The 17,739-nt window shown below is 68.5% G+C and carries 22 protein-coding genes; 7 read left to right on the top strand and 15 right to left on the bottom strand.

Annotated features, from left to right (window positions below):
* Positions 1-47: 47 nt before the first annotated feature.
* Positions 48-716 carry an Ivy family c-type lysozyme inhibitor gene (locus tag QP552_RS00655; protein ID WP_286074680.1) on the bottom strand — a complete coding sequence of 223 codons (669 nt, stop codon included), beginning with the start codon at positions 714-716 and terminating at the stop codon, positions 48-50.
* Positions 717-851: 135 nt separating this feature from the next.
* Here QP552_RS00655 and QP552_RS00650 point away from each other — a divergent pair, with 135 nt between their 5' ends.
* The gene (locus QP552_RS00650; RefSeq protein WP_286075957.1) at positions 852-1,307 is read left to right on the top strand and encodes a nuclear transport factor 2 family protein; all 456 of its coding nucleotides are present in this window, start codon (positions 852-854) and stop codon (positions 1,305-1,307) included.
* Between the two features lie 142 nt (positions 1,308-1,449).
* Here the strand turns inward: QP552_RS00650 and QP552_RS00645 are convergent, their stop codons facing one another.
* From QP552_RS00645 to QP552_RS00625, 5 genes are all read right to left on the bottom strand, one after another.
* Positions 1,450-2,475: an NAD(P)H-dependent glycerol-3-phosphate dehydrogenase gene (locus QP552_RS00645; protein WP_005407597.1), complete on the bottom strand. Its 1,026-nt coding sequence runs from the start codon at positions 2,473-2,475 to the stop codon at positions 1,450-1,452.
* A gap of 20 nt (positions 2,476-2,495) precedes the next feature.
* Complete coding sequence (secB, locus tag QP552_RS00640) at positions 2,496-3,014, bottom strand: protein-export chaperone SecB (protein WP_004153553.1); 519 nt, start codon at positions 3,012-3,014, stop codon at positions 2,496-2,498.
* Between the two features lie 99 nt (positions 3,015-3,113).
* Positions 3,114-3,551: a rhodanese-like domain-containing protein gene (locus QP552_RS00635; RefSeq protein ID WP_004153552.1), complete on the bottom strand. Its 438-nt coding sequence runs from the start codon at positions 3,549-3,551 to the stop codon at positions 3,114-3,116.
* A gap of 57 nt (positions 3,552-3,608) precedes the next feature.
* Positions 3,609-4,034, bottom strand: coding sequence for a hypothetical protein (locus QP552_RS00630; protein ID WP_286074679.1), 426 nt, complete (start codon positions 4,032-4,034; stop codon positions 3,609-3,611).
* Positions 4,035-4,066: 32 nt separating this feature from the next.
* Positions 4,067-4,534, bottom strand: coding sequence for a YiiD C-terminal domain-containing protein (locus QP552_RS00625; protein ID WP_008266702.1), 468 nt, complete (start codon positions 4,532-4,534; stop codon positions 4,067-4,069).
* 35 nt (positions 4,535-4,569) lie between these two features.
* On the opposite strand from QP552_RS00625, the gene QP552_RS00620 reads away from it, so the two are divergent.
* From QP552_RS00620 to QP552_RS00610, 3 genes are all read left to right on the top strand, one after another.
* Positions 4,570-5,379, top strand: coding sequence for a uroporphyrinogen-III synthase (locus QP552_RS00620; protein ID WP_286074678.1), 810 nt, complete (start codon positions 4,570-4,572; stop codon positions 5,377-5,379).
* 103 nt (positions 5,380-5,482) lie between these two features.
* Positions 5,483-6,460: a uroporphyrinogen-III C-methyltransferase gene (locus QP552_RS00615; RefSeq protein WP_106548725.1), complete on the top strand. Its 978-nt coding sequence runs from the start codon at positions 5,483-5,485 to the stop codon at positions 6,458-6,460.
* A gap of 6 nt (positions 6,461-6,466) precedes the next feature.
* The gene (locus QP552_RS00610; RefSeq protein ID WP_286074676.1) at positions 6,467-7,762 is read left to right on the top strand and encodes a heme biosynthesis HemY N-terminal domain-containing protein; all 1,296 of its coding nucleotides are present in this window, start codon (positions 6,467-6,469) and stop codon (positions 7,760-7,762) included.
* A gap of 93 nt (positions 7,763-7,855) precedes the next feature.
* Here QP552_RS00610 and QP552_RS00605 read toward each other — a convergent pair whose 3' ends face one another.
* Entirely contained in the window at positions 7,856-9,151 is a 1,296-nt protein-coding gene (locus tag QP552_RS00605) for an acetyl-CoA C-acetyltransferase (RefSeq protein WP_099551602.1), read from the bottom strand.
* A gap of 93 nt (positions 9,152-9,244) precedes the next feature.
* On the opposite strand from QP552_RS00605, the gene QP552_RS00600 reads away from it, so the two are divergent.
* Positions 9,245-10,132, top strand: a complete 888-nt coding sequence (locus tag QP552_RS00600) for a hypothetical protein (RefSeq protein ID WP_106548723.1) — start codon at positions 9,245-9,247, stop codon at positions 10,130-10,132.
* A 134-nt stretch (positions 10,133-10,266) separates the two neighbouring features.
* Here QP552_RS00600 and QP552_RS00595 read toward each other — a convergent pair whose 3' ends face one another.
* The 4 genes from QP552_RS00595 to QP552_RS00580 all read right to left on the bottom strand — a co-directional run bounded on the left by QP552_RS00595 (position 10,267) and on the right by QP552_RS00580 (position 14,084).
* The gene (locus QP552_RS00595) at positions 10,267-10,887 is read right to left on the bottom strand and encodes a superoxide dismutase family protein (protein ID WP_106548722.1); all 621 of its coding nucleotides are present in this window, start codon (positions 10,885-10,887) and stop codon (positions 10,267-10,269) included.
* 31 nt (positions 10,888-10,918) lie between these two features.
* Complete coding sequence (locus tag QP552_RS00590; RefSeq protein WP_106548721.1) at positions 10,919-11,488, bottom strand: superoxide dismutase family protein; 570 nt, start codon at positions 11,486-11,488, stop codon at positions 10,919-10,921.
* A gap of 93 nt (positions 11,489-11,581) precedes the next feature.
* Positions 11,582-13,030 carry a nitrogen regulation protein NR(I) gene (ntrC, locus tag QP552_RS00585; protein WP_111113328.1) on the bottom strand — a complete coding sequence of 483 codons (1,449 nt, stop codon included), beginning with the start codon at positions 13,028-13,030 and terminating at the stop codon, positions 11,582-11,584.
* On the bottom strand, positions 13,023-14,084 hold the full coding sequence (locus QP552_RS00580; RefSeq protein WP_106548719.1) for an ATP-binding protein: 1,062 nt from the start codon (positions 14,082-14,084) through the stop codon (positions 13,023-13,025). The genes ntrC and QP552_RS00580 overlap by 8 nt, the downstream gene beginning before the upstream one ends.
* Positions 14,085-14,223: 139 nt before the next feature.
* Between QP552_RS00580 and QP552_RS00575 the strand changes: the two genes are divergently transcribed.
* Positions 14,224-14,505, top strand: a complete 282-nt coding sequence (locus QP552_RS00575; RefSeq protein ID WP_106548718.1) for a type II toxin-antitoxin system RelE/ParE family toxin — start codon at positions 14,224-14,226, stop codon at positions 14,503-14,505.
* A gap of 13 nt (positions 14,506-14,518) precedes the next feature.
* On the top strand, positions 14,519-14,815 hold the full coding sequence (locus QP552_RS00570; protein WP_106548717.1) for a HigA family addiction module antitoxin: 297 nt from the start codon (positions 14,519-14,521) through the stop codon (positions 14,813-14,815).
* Between the two features lie 63 nt (positions 14,816-14,878).
* Here QP552_RS00570 and QP552_RS00565 read toward each other — a convergent pair whose 3' ends face one another.
* The 4 genes from QP552_RS00565 to QP552_RS00550 form a co-directional block, all read right to left on the bottom strand.
* Entirely contained in the window at positions 14,879-15,193 is a 315-nt protein-coding gene (locus tag QP552_RS00565; RefSeq protein ID WP_111113329.1) for a hypothetical protein, read from the bottom strand.
* A gap of 109 nt (positions 15,194-15,302) precedes the next feature.
* Positions 15,303-16,469 (bottom strand): MltA domain-containing protein, encoded by a 1,167-nt coding sequence (locus QP552_RS00560; RefSeq protein WP_111113345.1) that lies wholly within the window; start codon positions 16,467-16,469, stop codon positions 15,303-15,305.
* A 67-nt stretch (positions 16,470-16,536) separates the two neighbouring features.
* On the bottom strand, positions 16,537-17,283 hold the full coding sequence (locus QP552_RS00555) for an N-acetylmuramoyl-L-alanine amidase (protein WP_106548715.1): 747 nt from the start codon (positions 17,281-17,283) through the stop codon (positions 16,537-16,539).
* A gap of 131 nt (positions 17,284-17,414) precedes the next feature.
* Positions 17,415-17,735: a hypothetical protein gene (locus QP552_RS00550; protein ID WP_146260355.1), complete on the bottom strand. Its 321-nt coding sequence runs from the start codon at positions 17,733-17,735 to the stop codon at positions 17,415-17,417.
* Positions 17,736-17,739 lie beyond the last annotated feature (4 nt).

Raw genomic sequence — 17,739 nt, 5'->3', positions numbered from 1 at the left:
GCCTGCTGTTCCGCCGGGCATGGCCCGGCGCTACCGCGGGCTCTGCATTACTCGCAGGCATCGCCCTCGTTCTTCAGCAGCGCTTCGTCCAGCGGGCGCTCGCGTTCAATCAGCGCGCGTTGTTCGGCATCCGGCTCGCCCAGCCACCAGACACGGCAGCGCGCGGTAAGACGGCCGACCATCTTCGACTGGTCGGGCGAATACAACATCGCCAACGCGGTGCCGGGGCAGTCGTGGGCCTGGCAGGCGGTGTAGAACCACCACGGCTCGCCCTGCAGCACGACCAGCTCGCCAGGGCCGCTGGGGCCGCTCAACAGGCGTTCGCGCAGCGAGGGAATCTCCTTGTCGCTGGATTCGGCAGCTGCGGTGCCCTTCATCAGCGCGTTGAAGGCCTCCAGCACCTTCGGGTCCTTGCGGCCGCAGTCATCCACGGTGTTGCCGCCCACCAGAGTAAAGAAGTGGGTCGCCAGCGGGTTGTCCGCGCAGGTGAGTTCGCCGCCGGCGCTCGGGTCTTCCGGTTCGCCTTCGTTGTCCCACACCGAGGGGTCCACGCCGTCTTCGACGGACGGTTCCTTCTCGTCCACCGTGGCCGCGGGTGCTTCGGTGGTCGGCACTGGCGCCGCAGCAGGTGCAGTCTCGCCAGTCTTCTCCGGTGCCTGCCCGCAGGCTGCCAGCAGCGCGGCCATCATCGCCATCCCTGTGATTCGCATCTTCATCGCATGTCCTTGTCTGATCTGCGCTGCATCCGCCGAATCGGCGGCCGCGTGATTCTAACCAGCACCGCGCTAGGATGCGTCCGTAGCTTCCCGTCATCGCCTGGAGCCGGACGCATGCGCCGCACTCGACTCGCCATGATCTTCTGCAGTGCCCTGCTGCTGGCAACGCCGGCAATGACGTTCGGAGCTGAAGGCACGACGCCTGCGCCGCGCCTGCCCGATGCAGCCCTGCCCGCACCGCTGGAGCGCGTGCTGCGCGACTACGAGCAGGCGTGGCGCACGGGTGATGCCAAGGCACTGGCCGCGCTGTTCGCCGAGGATGGCTTTGTGCTGCAGAGCAACCAGCCACCGGTGCGCGGGCGCAGCGCGATCGAGGCCGCGTATGCCGGCCAGGGCAGCAGCCCGTTGCGGTTGCGTGCCTTGGCGTATGCGGTGGAAGGGAACACGGGTTACATCATCGGTGCGTACAGCTACGGCAACAACGTGGGGGACACCGGCAAGTTCACGCTGACGCTGAAGCGCGTGGGCGAAGGGCCGTGGTTGATCTTCTCGGACATGGACAACGGCAACGCACCGCCGCGCGCGCGGTGATGGTTTCCGCCGGGCATGGCCCGGCGCTACCTGGCGCCAACCAAGGTTGGCGGCTACCACAAGCGGTTTCCGTCGTAGATCCACGCCATGCGTGGATGGGGCGTGCACAAAAAACCCCGGCGCGTGGCCGGGGTTTTTCGATTCACTTGAACAGCGTGTCCGGGTATTCCGGTTTCTGTTCCCGCGCCAGCAATGCGCGCAGGCCTTCTTCCGGCGTCTGCTCGCCGTGCAGCACGGCGCGCACGCGGTCGGAGATCGGCAGGTCGATGCCATGGCGGCGTGCCTGTCGCATCACTTCGTCGGCGGTCTGCACCGACTCGACCACTTGGCCGATTTCGCGCACAGCATCCTGCAGCGTCTGGCCACGGCCCAGGGCCAGGCCCAGGCGGCGGTTGCGCGACAGGTCGCCGGTGCAGGTCAGCACCAGATCGCCGAGGCCGGCCAGGCCCATCAGCGTTTCCGGCTTGGCGCCGATCGCAGCGGCCAGGCGCAGCATCTCGTTGAGGCCACGGGTGATCAGGCCGGCACGGGCGTTGAGGCCCAGCTGCATGCCATCGGCCACGCCGGTGGCCACGGCCAGCACGTTCTTCATCGCACCGCCCAGCTCGGCACCGACCATGTCGTCGCCGGTGTAAGCGCGGAACGCCGGGCCGTGCATCGCCTCGGCCACCGTCTGCGCGAACTCCGGCACGTCGCCGTGCACGGTGATCGCAGTCGGCAGGCCCTGGGTGACTTCCTTGGCGAACGACGGGCCGGTGACGACGGCCAGCGGCACGTCCTCACCCAGCACTTCGCGCGCTACTTCATGCAGGAAGCGGCCCGAACCGGGTTCGAAGCCCTTGGTGGCCCAGGCCACGCCGGCACCGGCCGGACGCAGCGGCGCCAGCGCACGCACGGTTTCACCGAAGGCGTGCGACGGCGTCACCACCAGGATCCAGGCCGCGCCCTCCACCGCCGACGCCAGGTCGGTGGTGGCACGCAGGCTGTCCGGCAGCGGGATGCCCGGCAGGTAACGCGGGTTCTCGTGGCGCTGGTCGATGGCTTCGACCACGGCAGCGTCGCGCCCCCACAGCACGGTCGGGTGACCATGCCGTGCGAGCAGGCTGGCCAGCGCGGTTCCCCAGGAACCGGCGCCCAGCACGGCGATCTTGTCAGCGGTAGTGCTCATCCGTGACGTCGCAGCAGGGATCAGGCGTTGCCGGCCGGCTCGGAGTCAGCCAGCGACGGTGCGTCGCCCTGCTCCTGGCGCTGGCGCAGGGTTTCTGCGTACAGGCCTTCGAAGTTGATCGGCTGCAGGAAGAACGGCGGGAAGCCGCCGGCCTGGATCAGGTCGCTGACCAGCTGGCGCACGTACGGGAACAGGATGTTCGGGCACTGGGTGCCGAGCAGCACGTCGATCGACTGCGGGTCCAGGCCGACCAGGCCGAACACGCCGGCCTGCTTCACTTCGGCCACGTAGGCGGTGCGCTCACCGGCCTGGCAGGTCAGGGTGACGGCCAGTACGACTTCGAAGGCGTTCTCACCCAGGCGCTGCACCTGCTGGTTCAGGTTCAGCTGCAGCTCCGGCTGCACCTGGTCATTGAAGATGGTCGGAGCGTTCGGCGACTCGAAGGAGACGTCCTTGACGTAGATCTTCTCGACGGTGAAAGCGGGGCCGGTGGCGGCATCGACCGGCGCAGCGGCGCCGTTGGTGATCTCTTCGGACATTTCCAGTAACTCCAATGAATGCAATGAAAACGATGGTCGAATTACTGCGATGGGGGCGGCATCAGGCCCATACAAGGCCGGATCCGCCACCTGCGGCAATCAGTTGCGGCCCTTGACCAGCGGCAGCTCGGCCTGCTGCCAGGCGGGAATGCCGCCGTCGAGCACGTAGACCTTCTCGAAGCCGGCCTTCTTCAGTGCCTTGGCGGCGGTTTCCGAGGCGTTGCCGCTGCGGCACACCAGCACCACCGGCGACTGCTTGGCGTTGGCCACCAGCTTGTTGTCCGGGCCAAACGCGCTGGCCTGGGCGTTGCGGCTGCCGGCAATGTGGCCCTTCTCGAAGTCACCGCTGGCCGACAGGTCGACCACCACCGTGCCGCCCGCGTTCATCAGCTGGGTCAGTTCGGCGGGCTTGATGCCCTTGAAGCCCCGGAACAGGCGGCGGATCTCGGTGACGATGATGGCCACGGTCAGGCCGACCAGGGCCGCGGACAGCATCGGGTTTCGGCCTGCAAAGGCCAGCAACTCTTCGTAATTCACTCAGGTCACGGGTCGATTAAGCGGGCGCCGATTGTCGCACAAGCCGGACGCGGCCCGTCACTGCCCCTTCCACAGGTCCGGCAGGCCGGCGGTCTGCCACCAGCGCTTGGCCTCCGGATCCCAGCGCCAGCGCTCGACCACCATCACGGTGCGTTCGGCCTGGGTGTTCTGGTTGATCACCCCGATTTCGACCCGGCGCTCGACCAGGCCGCCTTCCAGCGCCGCGCTGCTGCGCTCGCGGTAGGACGACACGCGCAGCTGCGCGTAGCGGTTGAGCTCGAACTCGGTGGGCGGCTTTTCCTTGCGCTGCTTGGGGTCGAGGTAGCCGATGGCATCGTCCATGCTGCCCCAGCGGATGGTCGCCCCGTAAGCGATCTGGGTCTCTTCCAGCAGCTTGCGCTGCTTGCGGCTGAGGTCGTCGGCCGAGGCTGCGGCGCTGGCCAGCAGCAGGGAGCAGATCAGGAGCTGGATGAGGCGGCGCATCGGTGGTTTCCCCAGAACGTCAGCCTGCCATCCTACCCTTTGGCGAAGGCAACAAAGCGACCGCTGAACTCGGCGGCCGGCTTGCCATCGGCGCCGGGCTGGGTGGCGATGATGCTGATGCGGGCCTTGCGGCGCTGGCGGAAGGTATTCAGGAAGGCATCCCAGCCGCTGGCTTCGGCCGCTTCGGCATGGGCATGCAGGTCTTCGTAGACCGGGGCCAGGTAGCGCAGGTTGCTGTCGGCCACGTAGACCTCGGCATCGTGGCCGGCCAGGCGCAGGCGCAGGCTGACCAGTGCCCAGCCCGACAGGGTCAGCACCGAGGCCAGGCTGCCACCGAAGGCGTTGCCCTTGTCGTTGACGTTGGCGGCCAGCGGCGCGGTGATGCGCAGCACGCCGTCGGCATAGCCGTCGAGCTGGATCTGCATGGCGCGGACCGCCGGCATGCAGTCCAGCACGTCCTGCAGGGCGGCCAACGAGGAAGTCAGGGCATCAACGGACATCGGAGCAGCGACCACGACAACGAAGGGCCCGCATAATGCAGGCAATGGCCGACCATACGATACCCACTGGCGCTGCCGGTTCCGAGGCGGGCTGGACCTTCATTTCGCTGCGCCCGCGGGGCCAGAATGCGTCGCTGCGCCGCGCCGTTGCTGGGCTGGGCGGGCATCTAGTGGCCCTGCCGCCCTGGCGCTTGCAACGCCTGCAGGGCACGCCAGTGGTGCGCCAGCTGCAACGCGCGCTGAACTGCGATCGGGTGGTGTTCACCAGCCCGGCTGCGGTGGCCGCAGCCGCCGCGCTGCTGCCCTTGGCCGACGCGCAGCGCAGCCCCTGGCTGACGGTGGGCGAAGGCACCGCGCGCGCACTGCGGGCAGAGGGCGTTGCCGAGGTGCATGCACCGCAGCGGATGGACAGCGAAGGCCTGCTCGCCCTGCCGGTTCTGGCGCAGGTGCAGGGCCTGCGCATCGGCCTGGTCACCGCCCCCGGTGGACGCGGCCTGATTGCTGCGCAGCTGCAGGCGGCGGGCGCTACCCTCGAACGCGCCGACGTCTATCAGCGCCGTCTGCTGCGCCTGCCGCCCCGTGCGCTGGCCCGGCTGGCGCGTTCAGCGTCCCCCTGGGTGCTTGCGGTCAGCAGTGGGGAAGCGCTTCAGCATTTCTGGCGGCAGATTCCGGCCGCCCTGCAGCGGCGTCTGCGGGCACACGCCAGCATCGTGGTCGCCAGTGACCGGCTGGGTGAACAGGCTCGCAGCCTTGGCCTGCACCGGGTCGTGCGCAGTGCCGGGCCGACTACTGAACAATTGGTCGCCGCTGCACACGCCACGCTCACCGGCCCGGCAGCGACCTGAACAGGGACGTGCGTCACGCTTGCCGCTGCCGTCGGCAACAGTGATGCTGTGCACAACGCGGCCTGCCGGAACCGACTGGCAACACAGCCGACAAGGAAGCCCGATGAACGACACTCCGCCCGCTGCTCCACCCCATCGACCCGTGCGCTGGCTGCTTCCGCTGGCCGGGGTGGTCGTGCTCGGTGCGGGCGGCTATGCCGGCTGGTACTTCTGGCAGCAGCAACAGGAAGAACAGCACGCGCAGGCGCAGACCACCGCCGTGCAGCTGCAGGGCCTGGAAGCCACGCTGGACGCGCTGCGCCGTGACCAGCGCGCGACCAGCCAGCGCCTGCAGGATGCGGCGGCCACCAACCGCGTGCTGCGCGACGAGATGCTGGGCCTCTCGCAGCGCAGTGCACTGCTGGAAGAGAACCTGGCCAAGCTGGCCGACAGCGCCAACCAGGGCCGGCAGGCGGTACAGCGCGATGAGGCCGAGCTGCTGCTGACCCAGGCCGCGCAGCGCCTCAACTACGCCGACGACGTGGACGGCGCGCGCCGTCTGTACGCGCAGGCGGCCACCGCGCTGGCCGATCTGCCCGACAGCGAGGGCCTGAACCTGCGCCAGGCGCTGGTGCAGGAGCGCGACGCGCTCGATGCGCTGGGCGCCGGCCCGCGCGTGCAGTCGCTGCAGCGGTTGGATGCCTTGGCCAGGGCACTGCAGGGGCTGCCCTCGCAGGTACCCGGCAACGCTGCGACCGACACCGCAAAACCGTGGTGGCAATCGACGCTGGCCCCGTTCGTGGACATCACACCGAGCCGCCAGAACGGCCCGCTGACCGCTGCCGAACGCCGCAATGCCGACGATGCACTGCAACTGGAACTGACCTTGGCGCGCGCTGCGATCGAACGTGGCGACCGCGCCGGCCGCGATACCGCATTGGCACGCGTGGAGCACTGGGCACAGCGACGCTGGCCGGATTCACCGGCCCTGCGCGCGCAACGTGCTGAACTGAAGGCCTTGCGCGAGCTTCCGCTGCAGGCCAGCAACGCCGTTCTTGGCAGCACCCTGCAGCAACTGCGCACCCAGACCGACCGGAGGTAGTCCCGCATGAAACCCCTGCAATCCCTGGTCGTGCTGTTGCTGGCCGTGGCCATCGGCGTGGTCGCCGCGCAATGGCTCGGCGCCGATGACCTCAACCGCTTCGGCGAAGTGACCCTGCGCTACGGCGGCTACGACTATCACAGCAACCTGCCGAAGGTAGCGCTGCTGTCGGTGATCGCGGTGCTGGTGCTGTGGCTGCTGTGGAGCCTGATTGCCGCACCGTTCCGGGCCTGGGGCCGCTACCGCCGCAAGCAGGGCCGGGTGCGCCTGATCGACGGCCTGCAGGCCTACGAACATGGCCAGTGGCAGCGTGCCGAAAAACTGCTGGATGGCGCTGCCAAGGATCCGGAAGTGAGCGCGGTGGCGCTGGCCAACGCTGTGCGCAGCGCGCAGGCGCGTGCCGATGGCCCCGCCGGTGAAGCACTGCTGCAGCGCCTGGGCGAAAGCGATGCCACGCTGCAGGCGCTGCTGCGCGCCGAACAGCTGTTGGCGCGCGACCTGCCTGTGGATGCCATCAACGCATTGGACGTAGCCGCGATCCAACCGCTGCCGCCGCGTGGCCTGTGGCTGCGCACCGAAGCGCTGGCGCGTGCCGGCCGCGCACACGAGGCCTATGGCCAGCTGGGTGCGCTGCGCCAGAGCAAGGTGCTGCCGCCGGAATCGAACAGCGAACTGGAGGCACGACTGGCGGCACAGGCGCTGCTGGAAGCGGCCGACGTCAATGCGCTGGCCGCGCAGTGGGAAGCCACGCCGAAGGCGCTGCGCCCCACTCCGGACGTGGTGGGCGCCTATGCCAGCCGCGCGGTGGCACTGAACTGGGACGAGCCCGCGCTGCTGGCGCTGGAGCAGGCCCTGGACCATCGCTGGGACGACGAACTGGTGGCGCTGTATGGCCGCCTGCCGGCCGAGCGCCTGGCCACGCGACAAGCCAACCTGGCGCGCTGGCGCAACGTGCACGACAGTTCGGCCGCGCTGCGCCTGGCACAGGGCCGCGTGGCACTGGGCCAGCAGCAGTGGGATGCCGCCGATGCGTTCCTGCACGAAGCCATCGCCGCGGGCGCCGGTGCACCGGCATGGGAAGCACTGGGAGAACTGTTCGCGCAGCGTGGCGAGCACGCACTGGCCGCGCAGTGCCTGGCCAATGCGCTGCGCCTGCAGCGCGGCGAGGACAGCCTGGAGCTGGTGCGCGGCATTGAAGCGCCGTCGCGGGCCACGGTGGAGGAGCAGCCGATCGCGGTGCAGCCGCCGGTGTATGACGCCCACGAAGAGCGCGACGAATTCGGCAACCCGCGGTTGCCTTAAGCAAGGCTGAGGTGTGCCGACCAACGGTCGGCACCCACCGGAGAAAAAAACGCCGCCCGATGGGCGGCGTTTTTTGTTGTTCGATGGATGCGATCAGCGTTCGACGATCGCCACTACGCCCATGCCGCCAGCGGTGCAGATCGACACCAGCGCGCGGCCACCGCCACGTTCGGCCAGCTGCTTGGCCGCGGTGGCGATCACGCGTGCGCCGGTGGCGGCGAACGGGTGGCCAGTGGCCAGCGACGAACCCAGCAGATTGATCTTGTCCGGGTCGATGCGGCCCAGCGGTGCGTCCAGGCCCAGGCGGTTGCGGCAGTAATCCTCGCTCTCCCACGCACGCAGGGTGCACAGCACCTGCGCAGCGAAGGCTTCGTGGATCTCGTAGATGTCGAAGTCCTGCAACGTCAGGCCATTGCGCTTGAGCATCTCCGGCACGGCCACGGTCGGCGCCATCAGCAGGCCTTCGCCATGCACGAAATCGACCGCCGACACATGCGCGTCGCGCAGGTAGGCCTGCGGTTCGTGGCCGTGTGCGCGCGCCCATTCCTCGCTGGCCAGCAGCACCGCAGCGGCACCGTCGGTCAGCGGGGTGGAGTTGGCGGCGGTGAGCGTGCCACGGCCGGAGACCTTGTCGAAGGCCGGCTTCAGTGTGGCCAGCTTTTCCAGCGAGGTATCCGGGCGCAGGATGTTGTCGCGCTCGACGCCACGGAACGGTGCGATCAGGTCGTTGAAGAAGCCGCGCTCGTAAGCGGCAGCCAGCTTCTTGTGCGAGGACACCGCCCACTCGTCCTGCGAGTCGCGCGAGATGTTCCACTCCTTGGCCATGTCCTCGCAGTGGTCGCCCATGCTCTTGCCGGTGCGCGGCTCGGCCACGCCCGGGAACTCGGGCTTCAGTTCGGAGAACTTGAAGCCGGCGGTGAGCGCACGGATCTTGTCGCCGGTGCTCTTGGCACGGTTGGCAGCCAGCAGGCGCGCACGCAGCTTCTTGCCGTAGACGATCGGCACGTCGGACGTGGTATCGGAACCGCCGCCGATGCCCGATTCGATCTGGCCCAGCGCGATCTTGTTGGCAACGGTGATGATGCTGTCCAGCGAAGTACCACAGGCGCGCTGCAGGGTGATGCCCGGGGTCAGCGGCGACAGGCCGGAGGACAGCGTGGCTTCGCGGCCCAGGTTCCAGTCGCTGGAGTGCTTGATCACCGCCCCCATCGCCACTTCACCGAGCTGCTGGCCGTGCAGGCCGAACCGTTCGACCAGCGCGCCCAGCGTACGGACCGACATGCCGAGGTTGCCGACATCCGAATACGCGGTGTTCTGGCGGCAGAACGGAATGCGGACGCCACCGAGGATGGCGACGGGACGAGCGTTGGGCATGGAGATACCTGGCATGGATGAGGGTGTCTGCAACATGGCCTGCACGACGGAGCAGGCATAATGGAGCCAAGTGTAGCTGCCGCCCTGTGATGGGCCAACCGTGGAACCATGAGCAAACCCGACCCCGCGATGAATGCCCTTGGCGTGCTGGCCCTGGAACTGGCCGGCGGCGAAATCCCCCGCCAGGCGGTACTCAGCGCCGAACAGGCCGGTGAACTGGCCGATCGCGTCGGCCGCGACCTGTCCAAGCTGGTGCCGCAGGTGGCCGAGCTGGACCTGGTGTTCGCCGCCGCCCATTTCGACCCGGCCGAAGTGCTGCGCCCGGGCTGGCCGATCCATCGCCGCCTGGAAGAACTGCAGATGCGCGCCCCGGGCCGCAACCAGGGCCCGCGCCTGCTGGCCTTCGGCACCGACGCCCAGGGTGACGTGCCGCTGCCCTTCCAGGCCGATGCCAGCCTGGTGGGCGGTGGCCTGCGCGTGGTGCCGTTCCTGCTGACCGGCAGCGACGTGGCCACCACCAATGCTGTTGCCAACGCGCTGGAAGAAACGCTGCTGGCCAACGGCATGGCGCATGCCGATACCGCGCTGATGGCGCAGAACACGTTCGGCGCCCGCATCGAGCACGCACGCTACTTCACCGTGAACGACCTGGCCGCGATGATGTCGATGCAGTACGACAACCAGGGCCTGGCCGCGCTGTGGCCGCTGATCGAGACCGCGATCATGGCGCCGGGCGAGGACGAGTGGCTCAACGCCGCGCCCGAGCCCCTGCTGCGTTACACCCACGGCGAGGCACGCATGGCACTGTTCGACCCGGCCGGCTGGTGCGCGCACTACAACCACGGCAACAACGACTGCGATCGCCTGAAAGGCATCTACGAGCAGTTCCTGATGCGCCAGCGGCAGATGGCTGCGGTGCTGGAAGCGCACGGCGTGCCGGTGCTGTTCGTGCACTGCGAAGCCGGGCAGGACGCGCGCGAGCTGCTGGCGCGCTGATCGACGGACGTATTCCGCCGGGCATGGCCCGGCGCTACCTGTACGTTGTGTTGTAGAGCCGAGCCCATGCTCGGTTCAGGCCGCCTGCAGAGCAGCCGAGCGTGGGCTCGGCTCTACAGGCGGCACGTGCGCCTTTACGGGGCCTTCTGGATCACTGCACACGCCAGGCGCGCGCCGGCATTGCCGGTCGGCTGGGTCTTGTAGTCATCCGCATCGGCATGGACGATCAGGCCGCGGCCGATGATGTCGAAGTCATCACCCTTGCCGATGTTCACGTTGCTCGACACCGGGCCGTCGATGGTGGCCACGCCCTTGTCGTCGGCCTTGATGTTGGGCATGTCGCCGCCGTGGTGCGGATCGGTGGCAACGTTGCCGTGATCCTGGTGGCCCGGGTTGAAGTGGCCGCCGGCGCTCATGCCATCCGGCGCGCTGCAGTCACCCTTCTCGTGGATGTGGAAGCCGTGCTCGCTGCCCGGCTTCAGGCCGCTGATCTGGCCGGTCACGTGGACCTTGCCGTCGACCACCTTGAAGGTGACGCTGCCCTTGGCCTCGTTGCCCTGGGTCGGTGCCAGCTCGGCGGTGGCCGAAGCATCGGCAGCCGGTGCGGCGGCCGGTGCCGGTGCGGCAGCCGGTTCAGTGGTGGCAGCCGGCGCCGCCGGCGGGGTTTCCGCCTGCGGCGCGGCGGGCTGCTGGCCGCAGGCCGCCAGGCCCAGCGCGGTGATGGCGGCAAACAGCGAAGTGTGGATCAAACGCATGGAATCTCTCCCTGGATGATGCCTGCAGTGATCAGCGGACAACCCGGATCACGCCACAGGCGATGCGGACGCCGGCATTGCCGGCGGGCTGGCTGCGATAGTCGTCGGCGTTGGCGTGCACGACCAGTGCACGTCCGGCGATATCGGTGGCGGCGCCTCCGCCAAGGGTAACGCCCTTGAGGTGGATATCGACGTTGGCGCGGCCCTGGGCGTCGGCACGCAGATTGTCCATGTCGCCCAGGTGGTGCTTGCCGGTGCCGGCGCGGCCATGCGCGGCGCCACCGGGGTTGAAGTGGTTGCCGGCACTGCTGGCATCCACCGCGCTGCAGTCGCCGCGCTCATGGATGTGGAAGCCGGCCTGCTGCAGGGGCTGCAGGCCACCAATCAGGCCGGTGATGTGCAGGCCACCAGGCTCCACCATCAATGCCAGGCGGCCACTGACGATGCTGGCTGAGGCCGGCGACAGATTGGCCTCGGCCTGTTTCGCGGCGCTGACCACAGTCGGCGGTGGCGGGGTGGGCTCGGCCTTCTTCGGCGCACTGCCACAGGCAGACAGCAGCACGGCGGCGGACAACGGCAGGATGGCAAAGGACAGACGCATCGAAGACTCCTTGCAGGTGACACTACGGACGGCATCGTCCATGAACGATCAACGGTTCGGCAAGCGGGCGCGAGGATCGCGTGCAGGGGCCGTTCAATGGCCCCCGCGGCGGCGCCCGGCGCCCAGCTTGCGGGTAAGGGTATTGCGGCCGAGGCCGAGGCGGGCAGCGGCTTCCGCGCGGCGCCCATGGGTGATCTGCAGCGCGGCCTCCAGCAGCGCATGGTCGACCCGCTCGCGCACCTGCGCATGCAGGCCCTCCACGCCTTCGGCCAGCTGCCGGCGTGCCCACTCGGCCAGCAGCGCTTCCCACTGCCCCGGATCGGCGCCGTGCGCAGGGCTGCGGCGGCCACGCGCGCGATTGAGCGCGGTATCGACGTCGGCCACGCCGATGGTGTCGGCGGCGGCCAGCGCGGCCATCCGCCAGCACACGTTCTCCAGCTCGCGCACGTTGCCCGGCCAGTCGTGTTCGCGCAGCGCCTGCAGGGCGGCGGCGGTCAGGCGCTTCGGTGGCGTGTCCAGCTTGCGTGCGGCGGCGGCCAGGAAGGTGCTGGCCAGTTGCGCGATGTCCTCGCGGCGCTCGCGCAGCGGCGGCAGCTGCAGGCGCACTACATCCAAACGGTGCAGCAGGTCGGCGCGGAACTTGCCCTGCGCGACCAGCCCTTCCAGATCCTGGTGGGTGGCGGCAACCACGCGCACATCGACGCGGATCAGCTCTCGGCCACCGACGCGGAAGAACTCGCCCTGCGCCAGCACGCGCAACAGGCGGGTCTGCAGCGGCAGCGGCATGTCGCCGATCTCGTCGAGGAACAGCGTGCCGCCGTCGGCCTGCTCGAAACGACCGATATGGCGACGCTGCGCCCCGGTGAACGCACCGGCCTCGTGGCCGAACAGCTCGCTTTCCAGCAACTCGGCCGGGATCGCGGCAGTGTTGAGTGCAACGAACGGACCGTGCGCGCGTGGTGATTCGCGATGTAGCGCATTCGCCACCAGTTCCTTGCCGGTGCCGGTCTCGCCGGTGATCAGCACCGCCAGCGGCGCCTGTGCGAGGCGACCGATGGCGCGGAACAGCGCGCGCATCGGCGGCGTATCGCCGACCAGCTGCGGCGGCTGGTCGCTGTGCGTTTCCGCCGCAGGCGTGGGCGCGGCCAGCGCCGGTGCCACTGCCGGCAGCACGCGCTGCGCCAGCGCCACCGCATCGTCCAGGTCGAATGGCTTGGACAGGAACTCATGCGCGCCGCCACGGAACGCACCGGCGGTGCTGGCCACATCGGTATAGGCCGACATCACCACCACCGGCAGCTGCGGCAATGCGGCCTTGAGCTTGTCCAGCAGCACCAGGCCGTCGTCGCCGGGCATGCGCACATCGGTGAACAGCAGCGCCGGCGGTGGGCCTTCGCTCAACGCCTGGAGGGCGGGCGCGGCGCTGTCGAAATCAACGACCTGGTAGCCTGCCTCGCGCAGCGCGGTGCACAGCACGAAGCGAACAGCGCGGTCGTCGTCGACCACCCAGATACGCTGTACGGGGGTGGAAGCATCAGGCATCGCGCGGGGCCTCTTCGGCAGGGGCGGTGCCGTTGGCGATCGGCAGCAGCAAGGTGAACACGGTATGGCCCGGGCGCGAGCGGTAGGTGAGCGTGCCGCGGTGTTCGCGCGCCACCTGCTGGGCCAGCGCCAGTCCCAGACCGGTGCCTTCGGCGCGACCACTGACCAGCGGCAGGAAAAGGTGTTCGGCCAGTTCCTCCGGCACGCCACGGCCATCGTCGGCGATCTCCAGGCGCAGCGCCAGCGTATGCAGCTGTTCGGCGATGCGCACGCCATGCTCCACGCGGGTGCGCAGGGTGATGTTGCCGGCGCCGGCCTGGATCGCGTTGCGCACCAGGTTCCACACCGCCTGGGTGAGGCGGTCGGCGTCGCCGTGGAATTCAGGAATGCTGGGGTCGTAGTCGCGCTGCAGGCGTACCGCCCAACCGGCTTCACTCTCGGCCAGGCGCAGCACGCGTTCCAGCGCGGCATGGATGTTCAGTTCGGCGTGCGGGGCCGCCGGGGCTGGCGACAACAGCTGGTCGAGCAGGCCGTTGAGGCGTTCGATCTCCGAGCCGATCAGCTCGATCAGCTCGCGTTCGCTGGCATCACGCTGGGCCGCGCGCCGGGCCAGCAGCTGGGCGGCCCCCTTCAGCCCCGCCAGCGGATTGCGCAGCTCGTGGGCCAGGCCCTTCAGTGCCGCGCTGAGCGCGCTGGGCAGGGCCTGGGTAGGGTCGAGCCCGGGGAATTCATCGACCGGGTGTGCCTCCAGCAGCCAGCCTCCGTCGTCGCGGCGGCTCATCCAGCCCTCGGCGAAGCGTGGCGCCTCGCCGGGCACCGCCAGCGCCAGCCGGTTCAGGCGCAGGCTGTCGCGCTCGTCGCGGGCCAGGAAATGGGCCAAGGCCTCGCCCTGCACTTCCAGCGCGGCGAGCGGCTGGCCCAGCAGGCGGCGCCCGCTGACGCCCAGCCAGCGGCCAAAGGCCGGGTTGCAGCCGATGATGCGGCCGTCGGCCCCGGCCCAGGCCAGCGGCGTGCCAAGGGCATCGAGGGAAGGCGGGGGTGCGGGGTCGGACATTGCACCAATGTAGTGCAAAACGGGGGTCCAGCATCAGATCGCATCGAATGCGTCGCCAGTCGTCGCGCCCGGGAATTACGCGCCATGCTTGCCTGAAGGATACTAACGCCTTACGATACTATCGTCATACGTTATCAACATGCCGATCCAATCATTTGCCTGCAAACGTACGCAGGCACTGTTTGAAGGTCATCGCGTGCAGAGATGGCGCCACATTGAAGCTGCCGCGCTGCGAAAGCTGGCCATGCTCAACGTGGCAGCTGATCTGCGGGATCTGCGTCTGCCGCCAGCGAACAGACTGGAATCGCTGCATGGGGACCGGCGCGGCCAGTACAGCATCCGCATCAATGACCAGTTCCGGCTGTGCTTTGTCTGGTCTCGGGAAGGACCTGCCGAGGTCGAAATTGTCGATTACCACTGAAGGAGTCGCGCGAGTGCGAACCGCCCCCTACCCTGCTCCCGGCGAGATCCTGTTGCATGAATTCCTGGAGCCTCTGGGCATCACCCAATACCGGCTGGCCAAGGCAATTGGCGTCTCACAACGCCGTATCGGCGAGATCGTCTCCGGCGATCGCGCAGTCACTGCGGACACCGGGCTGCGCCTGTCCCGCTACTTCGGCGTTTCCGACAAGTTCTGGATCGGCCTGCAGGCCGACTTCGATGCCGCGATGACCAAGGAAAAGCTGGCCGACGTGCTAGCTCGGATCCAGCCGTACGACGCAGCTGCGTGAGCCATGATCCGGGGTCAGAGCCCTTTCCGTTCGGAAAGGGATCCGACCCCGGCTGGGGCAGCGTTACACCGGGTAACCGGTCGCCAGCCGCGCCTTCTTCCAGGCGCTTTCGAACTCGCGCGGGGAGATCTCGTCGTCCTCGTCGAAATCGAGGAAGGACACCGGCTGGTCGGCCAGCGGGAAGCGGTCATCGCTGTGCGCGTGTTCATCGGCCCACACAGCCGTCGTGCCGTAGATCTCCACCTGACGGACGATCTTCTCGCCGCGGGCTTCCATCAGCACGTTGCCCTTGCCCAGGCCCGATTCGGCCCAGTGCTTGTAGTACTTCTTTGCGGCGGACTTCGCGCCGGATTTTGCGTTGTGCTTTGCGTAGGTCATTGCAGGGGTCCTGGCCGCAGGCGCGGCCGGAAAGTTCGGAATGACGCCATTATCAGGCATCCGGGGGTCAGAGCCCTTTCCTTTGGAAAGAGATCCGACCCCTGCTGGATCAGTTCGGCAGAGGCACGCCCTTCGGCCACAGCATCCAGATATTGCCCTTCTGCTTCATGTCACCGGCCAGCTTGCCGGCGGCATCGCCGCTGCCCCAGTACAGGTCGGCGCGCACTTCACCGGCGATGGCGCCGCCGGTGTCCTGCGCGGCCACCGGGCGCACCACCGGGGTGCCATCCGGGCGCGTGGTAGACAGCCACAGCAGGCTGCCCAGCGGCACCACGGTACGGTCCACCGCCACGCTGTAGCCGGCAGTGAGCGGCACGTTCAGCGAACCGCGCGGGCCTTCCGGGCTGTCCGGGTTGCGCACGAAGAACACGTAGCTGGGATTGCTGCGCAGCAGTTCCGGAACGCGCGCGGGATTGGCCCGGGCCCAGGCGCGGATCGCGTCCATGGTGACGTCTTCCTTCTTCAGCTGGCCCTGGTCCACCAACCAGCGGCCGATGGCGCGGTAGGGGTGGCCGTTCTGTTCGGCGTAGGCCAGCCGCACCTGCTTGCCATCGGCAAGGCGCACCCGGCCGGAGCCCTGGATCTGCAGCAGCTGCAGGTCCATCGGGTCGGTCAGCCAGGCCAGCACTGGCGCCTTGGCGCCCTTGGCCGCGATGGTACCGGCGTCGTCGTAGGGCTTGAGCACCTTGCCCTCAACGCGACCACGCAGGCGCTTACCCTTCAGTTCCGGGTAGAGGCTGTCCAGCTGCACCACGATCAGATCGTCGGGCGTGCCGTAGACCGGCACCGTCGCCTTGTCGGTGCGGGTGAGGCTGCCGGGGTAGATCGGCTCGTAGTAGCCGGTGATCAATCCGTCGGCCTGGTGGCCACCGGCACGCAGCGCGTAGACATCGAGGTCGCGCTGCAGGAACTGGCGGATCGCGGCCGGATCCTTGTCTGAAACCGCAGCGGCCGTGGCGCAGGGTTTGGCCCAGACGGCATCGTTCTTCAGGCGGGTGCAGCTGCTGCGCCAGGCAACGAAACCGGCCTGCAGATCGGTATCGGAGACCGGGGGCAATGCGCTCCATGTGGCCTTGGCGTAGGTGGCCGCAGGCGGTGTGACGGCCGTCGACCCTTCGGATCCGGTGCGGGGGGCGGTGGTGGAGCAGCCGGCGAGCACGGCCGCTGCCAACAGAGTCCAGTGCTTGCGCTTGAAGAAGGTGGCGGAATCGATCATGCCGCCATGGTGGAGTGCCGGCCGCTGGGCGGCAACCCAGCGCCTGGTCAAGCGTTCATGCGCGGAGTCACGGCGTCTGCAGCAGCAGCGAATGCAGGATGCGGGCGTCCTCGGCATCCAGCGTCTTCGGCAGGTCGTCGCGGCCACGGAAACGGCGGTGGAAGGCGGCGACGGTGGCTTCGCGGTTGTCCAGTGGATAGCCGAAGCGGGCCAGCGCATTCCACGCGTCGAAGCCTTCCGGTGCCGCGCCGTCGGCGGCGCGCGGCCACACCCCGAAGCCGGCCTCGGCCAGCTGCTGCCAAGGGAAGAAGCGGCTCGGATCCTGCTTGCGCGTCGGCGCCAGGTCGGCGTGGGCGATGACCTGGCGCGGCGGGATGTTCAGGCGGGTGGTGAGATCGCGCAGCAGCACGACCAGCGACTCGATCTGCGCCGGGGTGAACGGGCTGCGGCCATCGTTGTCGAGCTCGATGCCGATCGAGGCCGAGTTGAGATCGGTGATGGTGCCCCAGCGCCCGGCACCGGCGTGCCAGGCACGGCGCTCATCGGCGACCAGCTGGTAACGATGGCCATCAGCACCGATCAGATAGTGCGCACTGACCGGCCCACCGCTGTTGGCGGTACGCAGCGTATGCAGGCTCTGCTGCACCGACTTCTGCTCGGTGTGGTGGATGACGATGATGACCGGCGTGCGCGCGTTCTGGTTGGGTGACGGCACCCAGGTGGCGAGCGGGTTGTGCTGCACGGGCGCAGTAGCGGTGCAGGCCGCCAAGGCCAGCGCCAGCAGTGCGGAAACCAGAAGGCGGGGGCTGATCATGGGCAGATTGTAACCATGGACTGCGGCCGTCGTTCGACCCCACGCGCCGAACGACACCACCGATGGCCCCGCTGTCCGCATGGGAACAGCGGGGACGGATCAGGCCAGCGCCCGGCCAGCCGGCGTGCCGCTCAACCTCGGAAGAACGACAGGTTGTACAGGAACAGGCCCCAGACCACGATCGCGAGTGGGAGCTCGAAAAACGCGAAACGGTGCCGCAACGCCATCCGGATGAACATCACCACGGTCAACAGGGGCTGCCCGAAGAAGCAGACCCAGAAGAGCACTTCTACGCCCGGCAAAGCGGATAGCTCGTAGATTCCGAGGGAATTGTCAGTGTTCCGATTGAAGGTGACCGCTCCCCAAAGGACGAGCAGGAAAAGCCAGGTCAATGCACTGACGCTCGACAGAAGCTTGACCCACCACTTCGTTACCTTGATTGCGCCGCGCATGTTC

Source organism: Stenotrophomonas sp. 59 (genome assembly GCF_030291095.1).
GTDB classification, from domain to species: Bacteria; Pseudomonadota; Gammaproteobacteria; order Xanthomonadales; family Xanthomonadaceae; genus Stenotrophomonas; species Stenotrophomonas maltophilia_Q.
This window is presented reverse-complemented; position numbering and strand designations above follow the sequence as displayed.

What these genes read in the sequence shown, in the direction of transcription:
- secB (WP_004153553.1), bottom strand. Translation starts at nt 3,014, where the DNA reads ATGTCCGAAGAGATCACCAACGGCGCCGCTGCGCCGGTCGATGCCGCC.
- QP552_RS00650 (WP_286075957.1), top strand. Translation starts at nt 852, where the DNA reads ATGATCTTCTGCAGTGCCCTGCTGCTGGCAACGCCGGCAATGACGTTC.
- QP552_RS00555 (WP_106548715.1), bottom strand. Translation starts at nt 17,283, where the DNA reads ATGATCAGCCCCCGCCTTCTGGTTTCCGCACTGCTGGCGCTGGCCTTG.
- QP552_RS00595 (WP_106548722.1), bottom strand. Translation starts at nt 10,887, where the DNA reads ATGCGTTTGATCCACACTTCGCTGTTTGCCGCCATCACCGCGCTGGGC.
- QP552_RS00550 (WP_146260355.1), bottom strand. Translation starts at nt 17,735, where the DNA reads ATGCGCGGCGCAATCAAGGTAACGAAGTGGTGGGTCAAGCTTCTGTCG.
- QP552_RS00655 (WP_286074680.1), bottom strand. Translation starts at nt 716, where the DNA reads ATGAAGATGCGAATCACAGGGATGGCGATGATGGCCGCGCTGCTGGCA.
- QP552_RS00560 (WP_111113345.1), bottom strand. Translation starts at nt 16,469, where the DNA reads ATGATCGATTCCGCCACCTTCTTCAAGCGCAAGCACTGGACTCTGTTG.
- QP552_RS00620 (WP_286074678.1), top strand. Translation starts at nt 4,570, where the DNA reads ATGCAGGCAATGGCCGACCATACGATACCCACTGGCGCTGCCGGTTCC.
- QP552_RS00630 (WP_286074679.1), bottom strand. Translation starts at nt 4,034, where the DNA reads ATGCGCCGCCTCATCCAGCTCCTGATCTGCTCCCTGCTGCTGGCCAGC.
- QP552_RS00565 (WP_111113329.1), bottom strand. Translation starts at nt 15,193, where the DNA reads ATGACCTACGCAAAGCACAACGCAAAATCCGGCGCGAAGTCCGCCGCA.
- QP552_RS00605 (WP_099551602.1), bottom strand. Translation starts at nt 9,151, where the DNA reads ATGCCAGGTATCTCCATGCCCAACGCTCGTCCCGTCGCCATCCTCGGT.
- ntrC (WP_111113328.1), bottom strand. Translation starts at nt 13,030, where the DNA reads ATGCCTGATGCTTCCACCCCCGTACAGCGTATCTGGGTGGTCGACGAC.
- QP552_RS00590 (WP_106548721.1), bottom strand. Translation starts at nt 11,488, where the DNA reads ATGCGTCTGTCCTTTGCCATCCTGCCGTTGTCCGCCGCCGTGCTGCTG.
- QP552_RS00625 (WP_008266702.1), bottom strand. Translation starts at nt 4,534, where the DNA reads ATGTCCGTTGATGCCCTGACTTCCTCGTTGGCCGCCCTGCAGGACGTG.
- QP552_RS00600 (WP_106548723.1), top strand. Translation starts at nt 9,245, where the DNA reads ATGAGCAAACCCGACCCCGCGATGAATGCCCTTGGCGTGCTGGCCCTG.
- QP552_RS00580 (WP_106548719.1), bottom strand. Translation starts at nt 14,084, where the DNA reads ATGTCCGACCCCGCACCCCCGCCTTCCCTCGATGCCCTTGGCACGCCG.
- QP552_RS00645 (WP_005407597.1), bottom strand. Translation starts at nt 2,475, where the DNA reads ATGAGCACTACCGCTGACAAGATCGCCGTGCTGGGCGCCGGTTCCTGG.
- QP552_RS00575 (WP_106548718.1), top strand. Translation starts at nt 14,224, where the DNA reads ATGCCGATCCAATCATTTGCCTGCAAACGTACGCAGGCACTGTTTGAA.
- QP552_RS00610 (WP_286074676.1), top strand. Translation starts at nt 6,467, where the DNA reads ATGAAACCCCTGCAATCCCTGGTCGTGCTGTTGCTGGCCGTGGCCATC.
- QP552_RS00615 (WP_106548725.1), top strand. Translation starts at nt 5,483, where the DNA reads ATGAACGACACTCCGCCCGCTGCTCCACCCCATCGACCCGTGCGCTGG.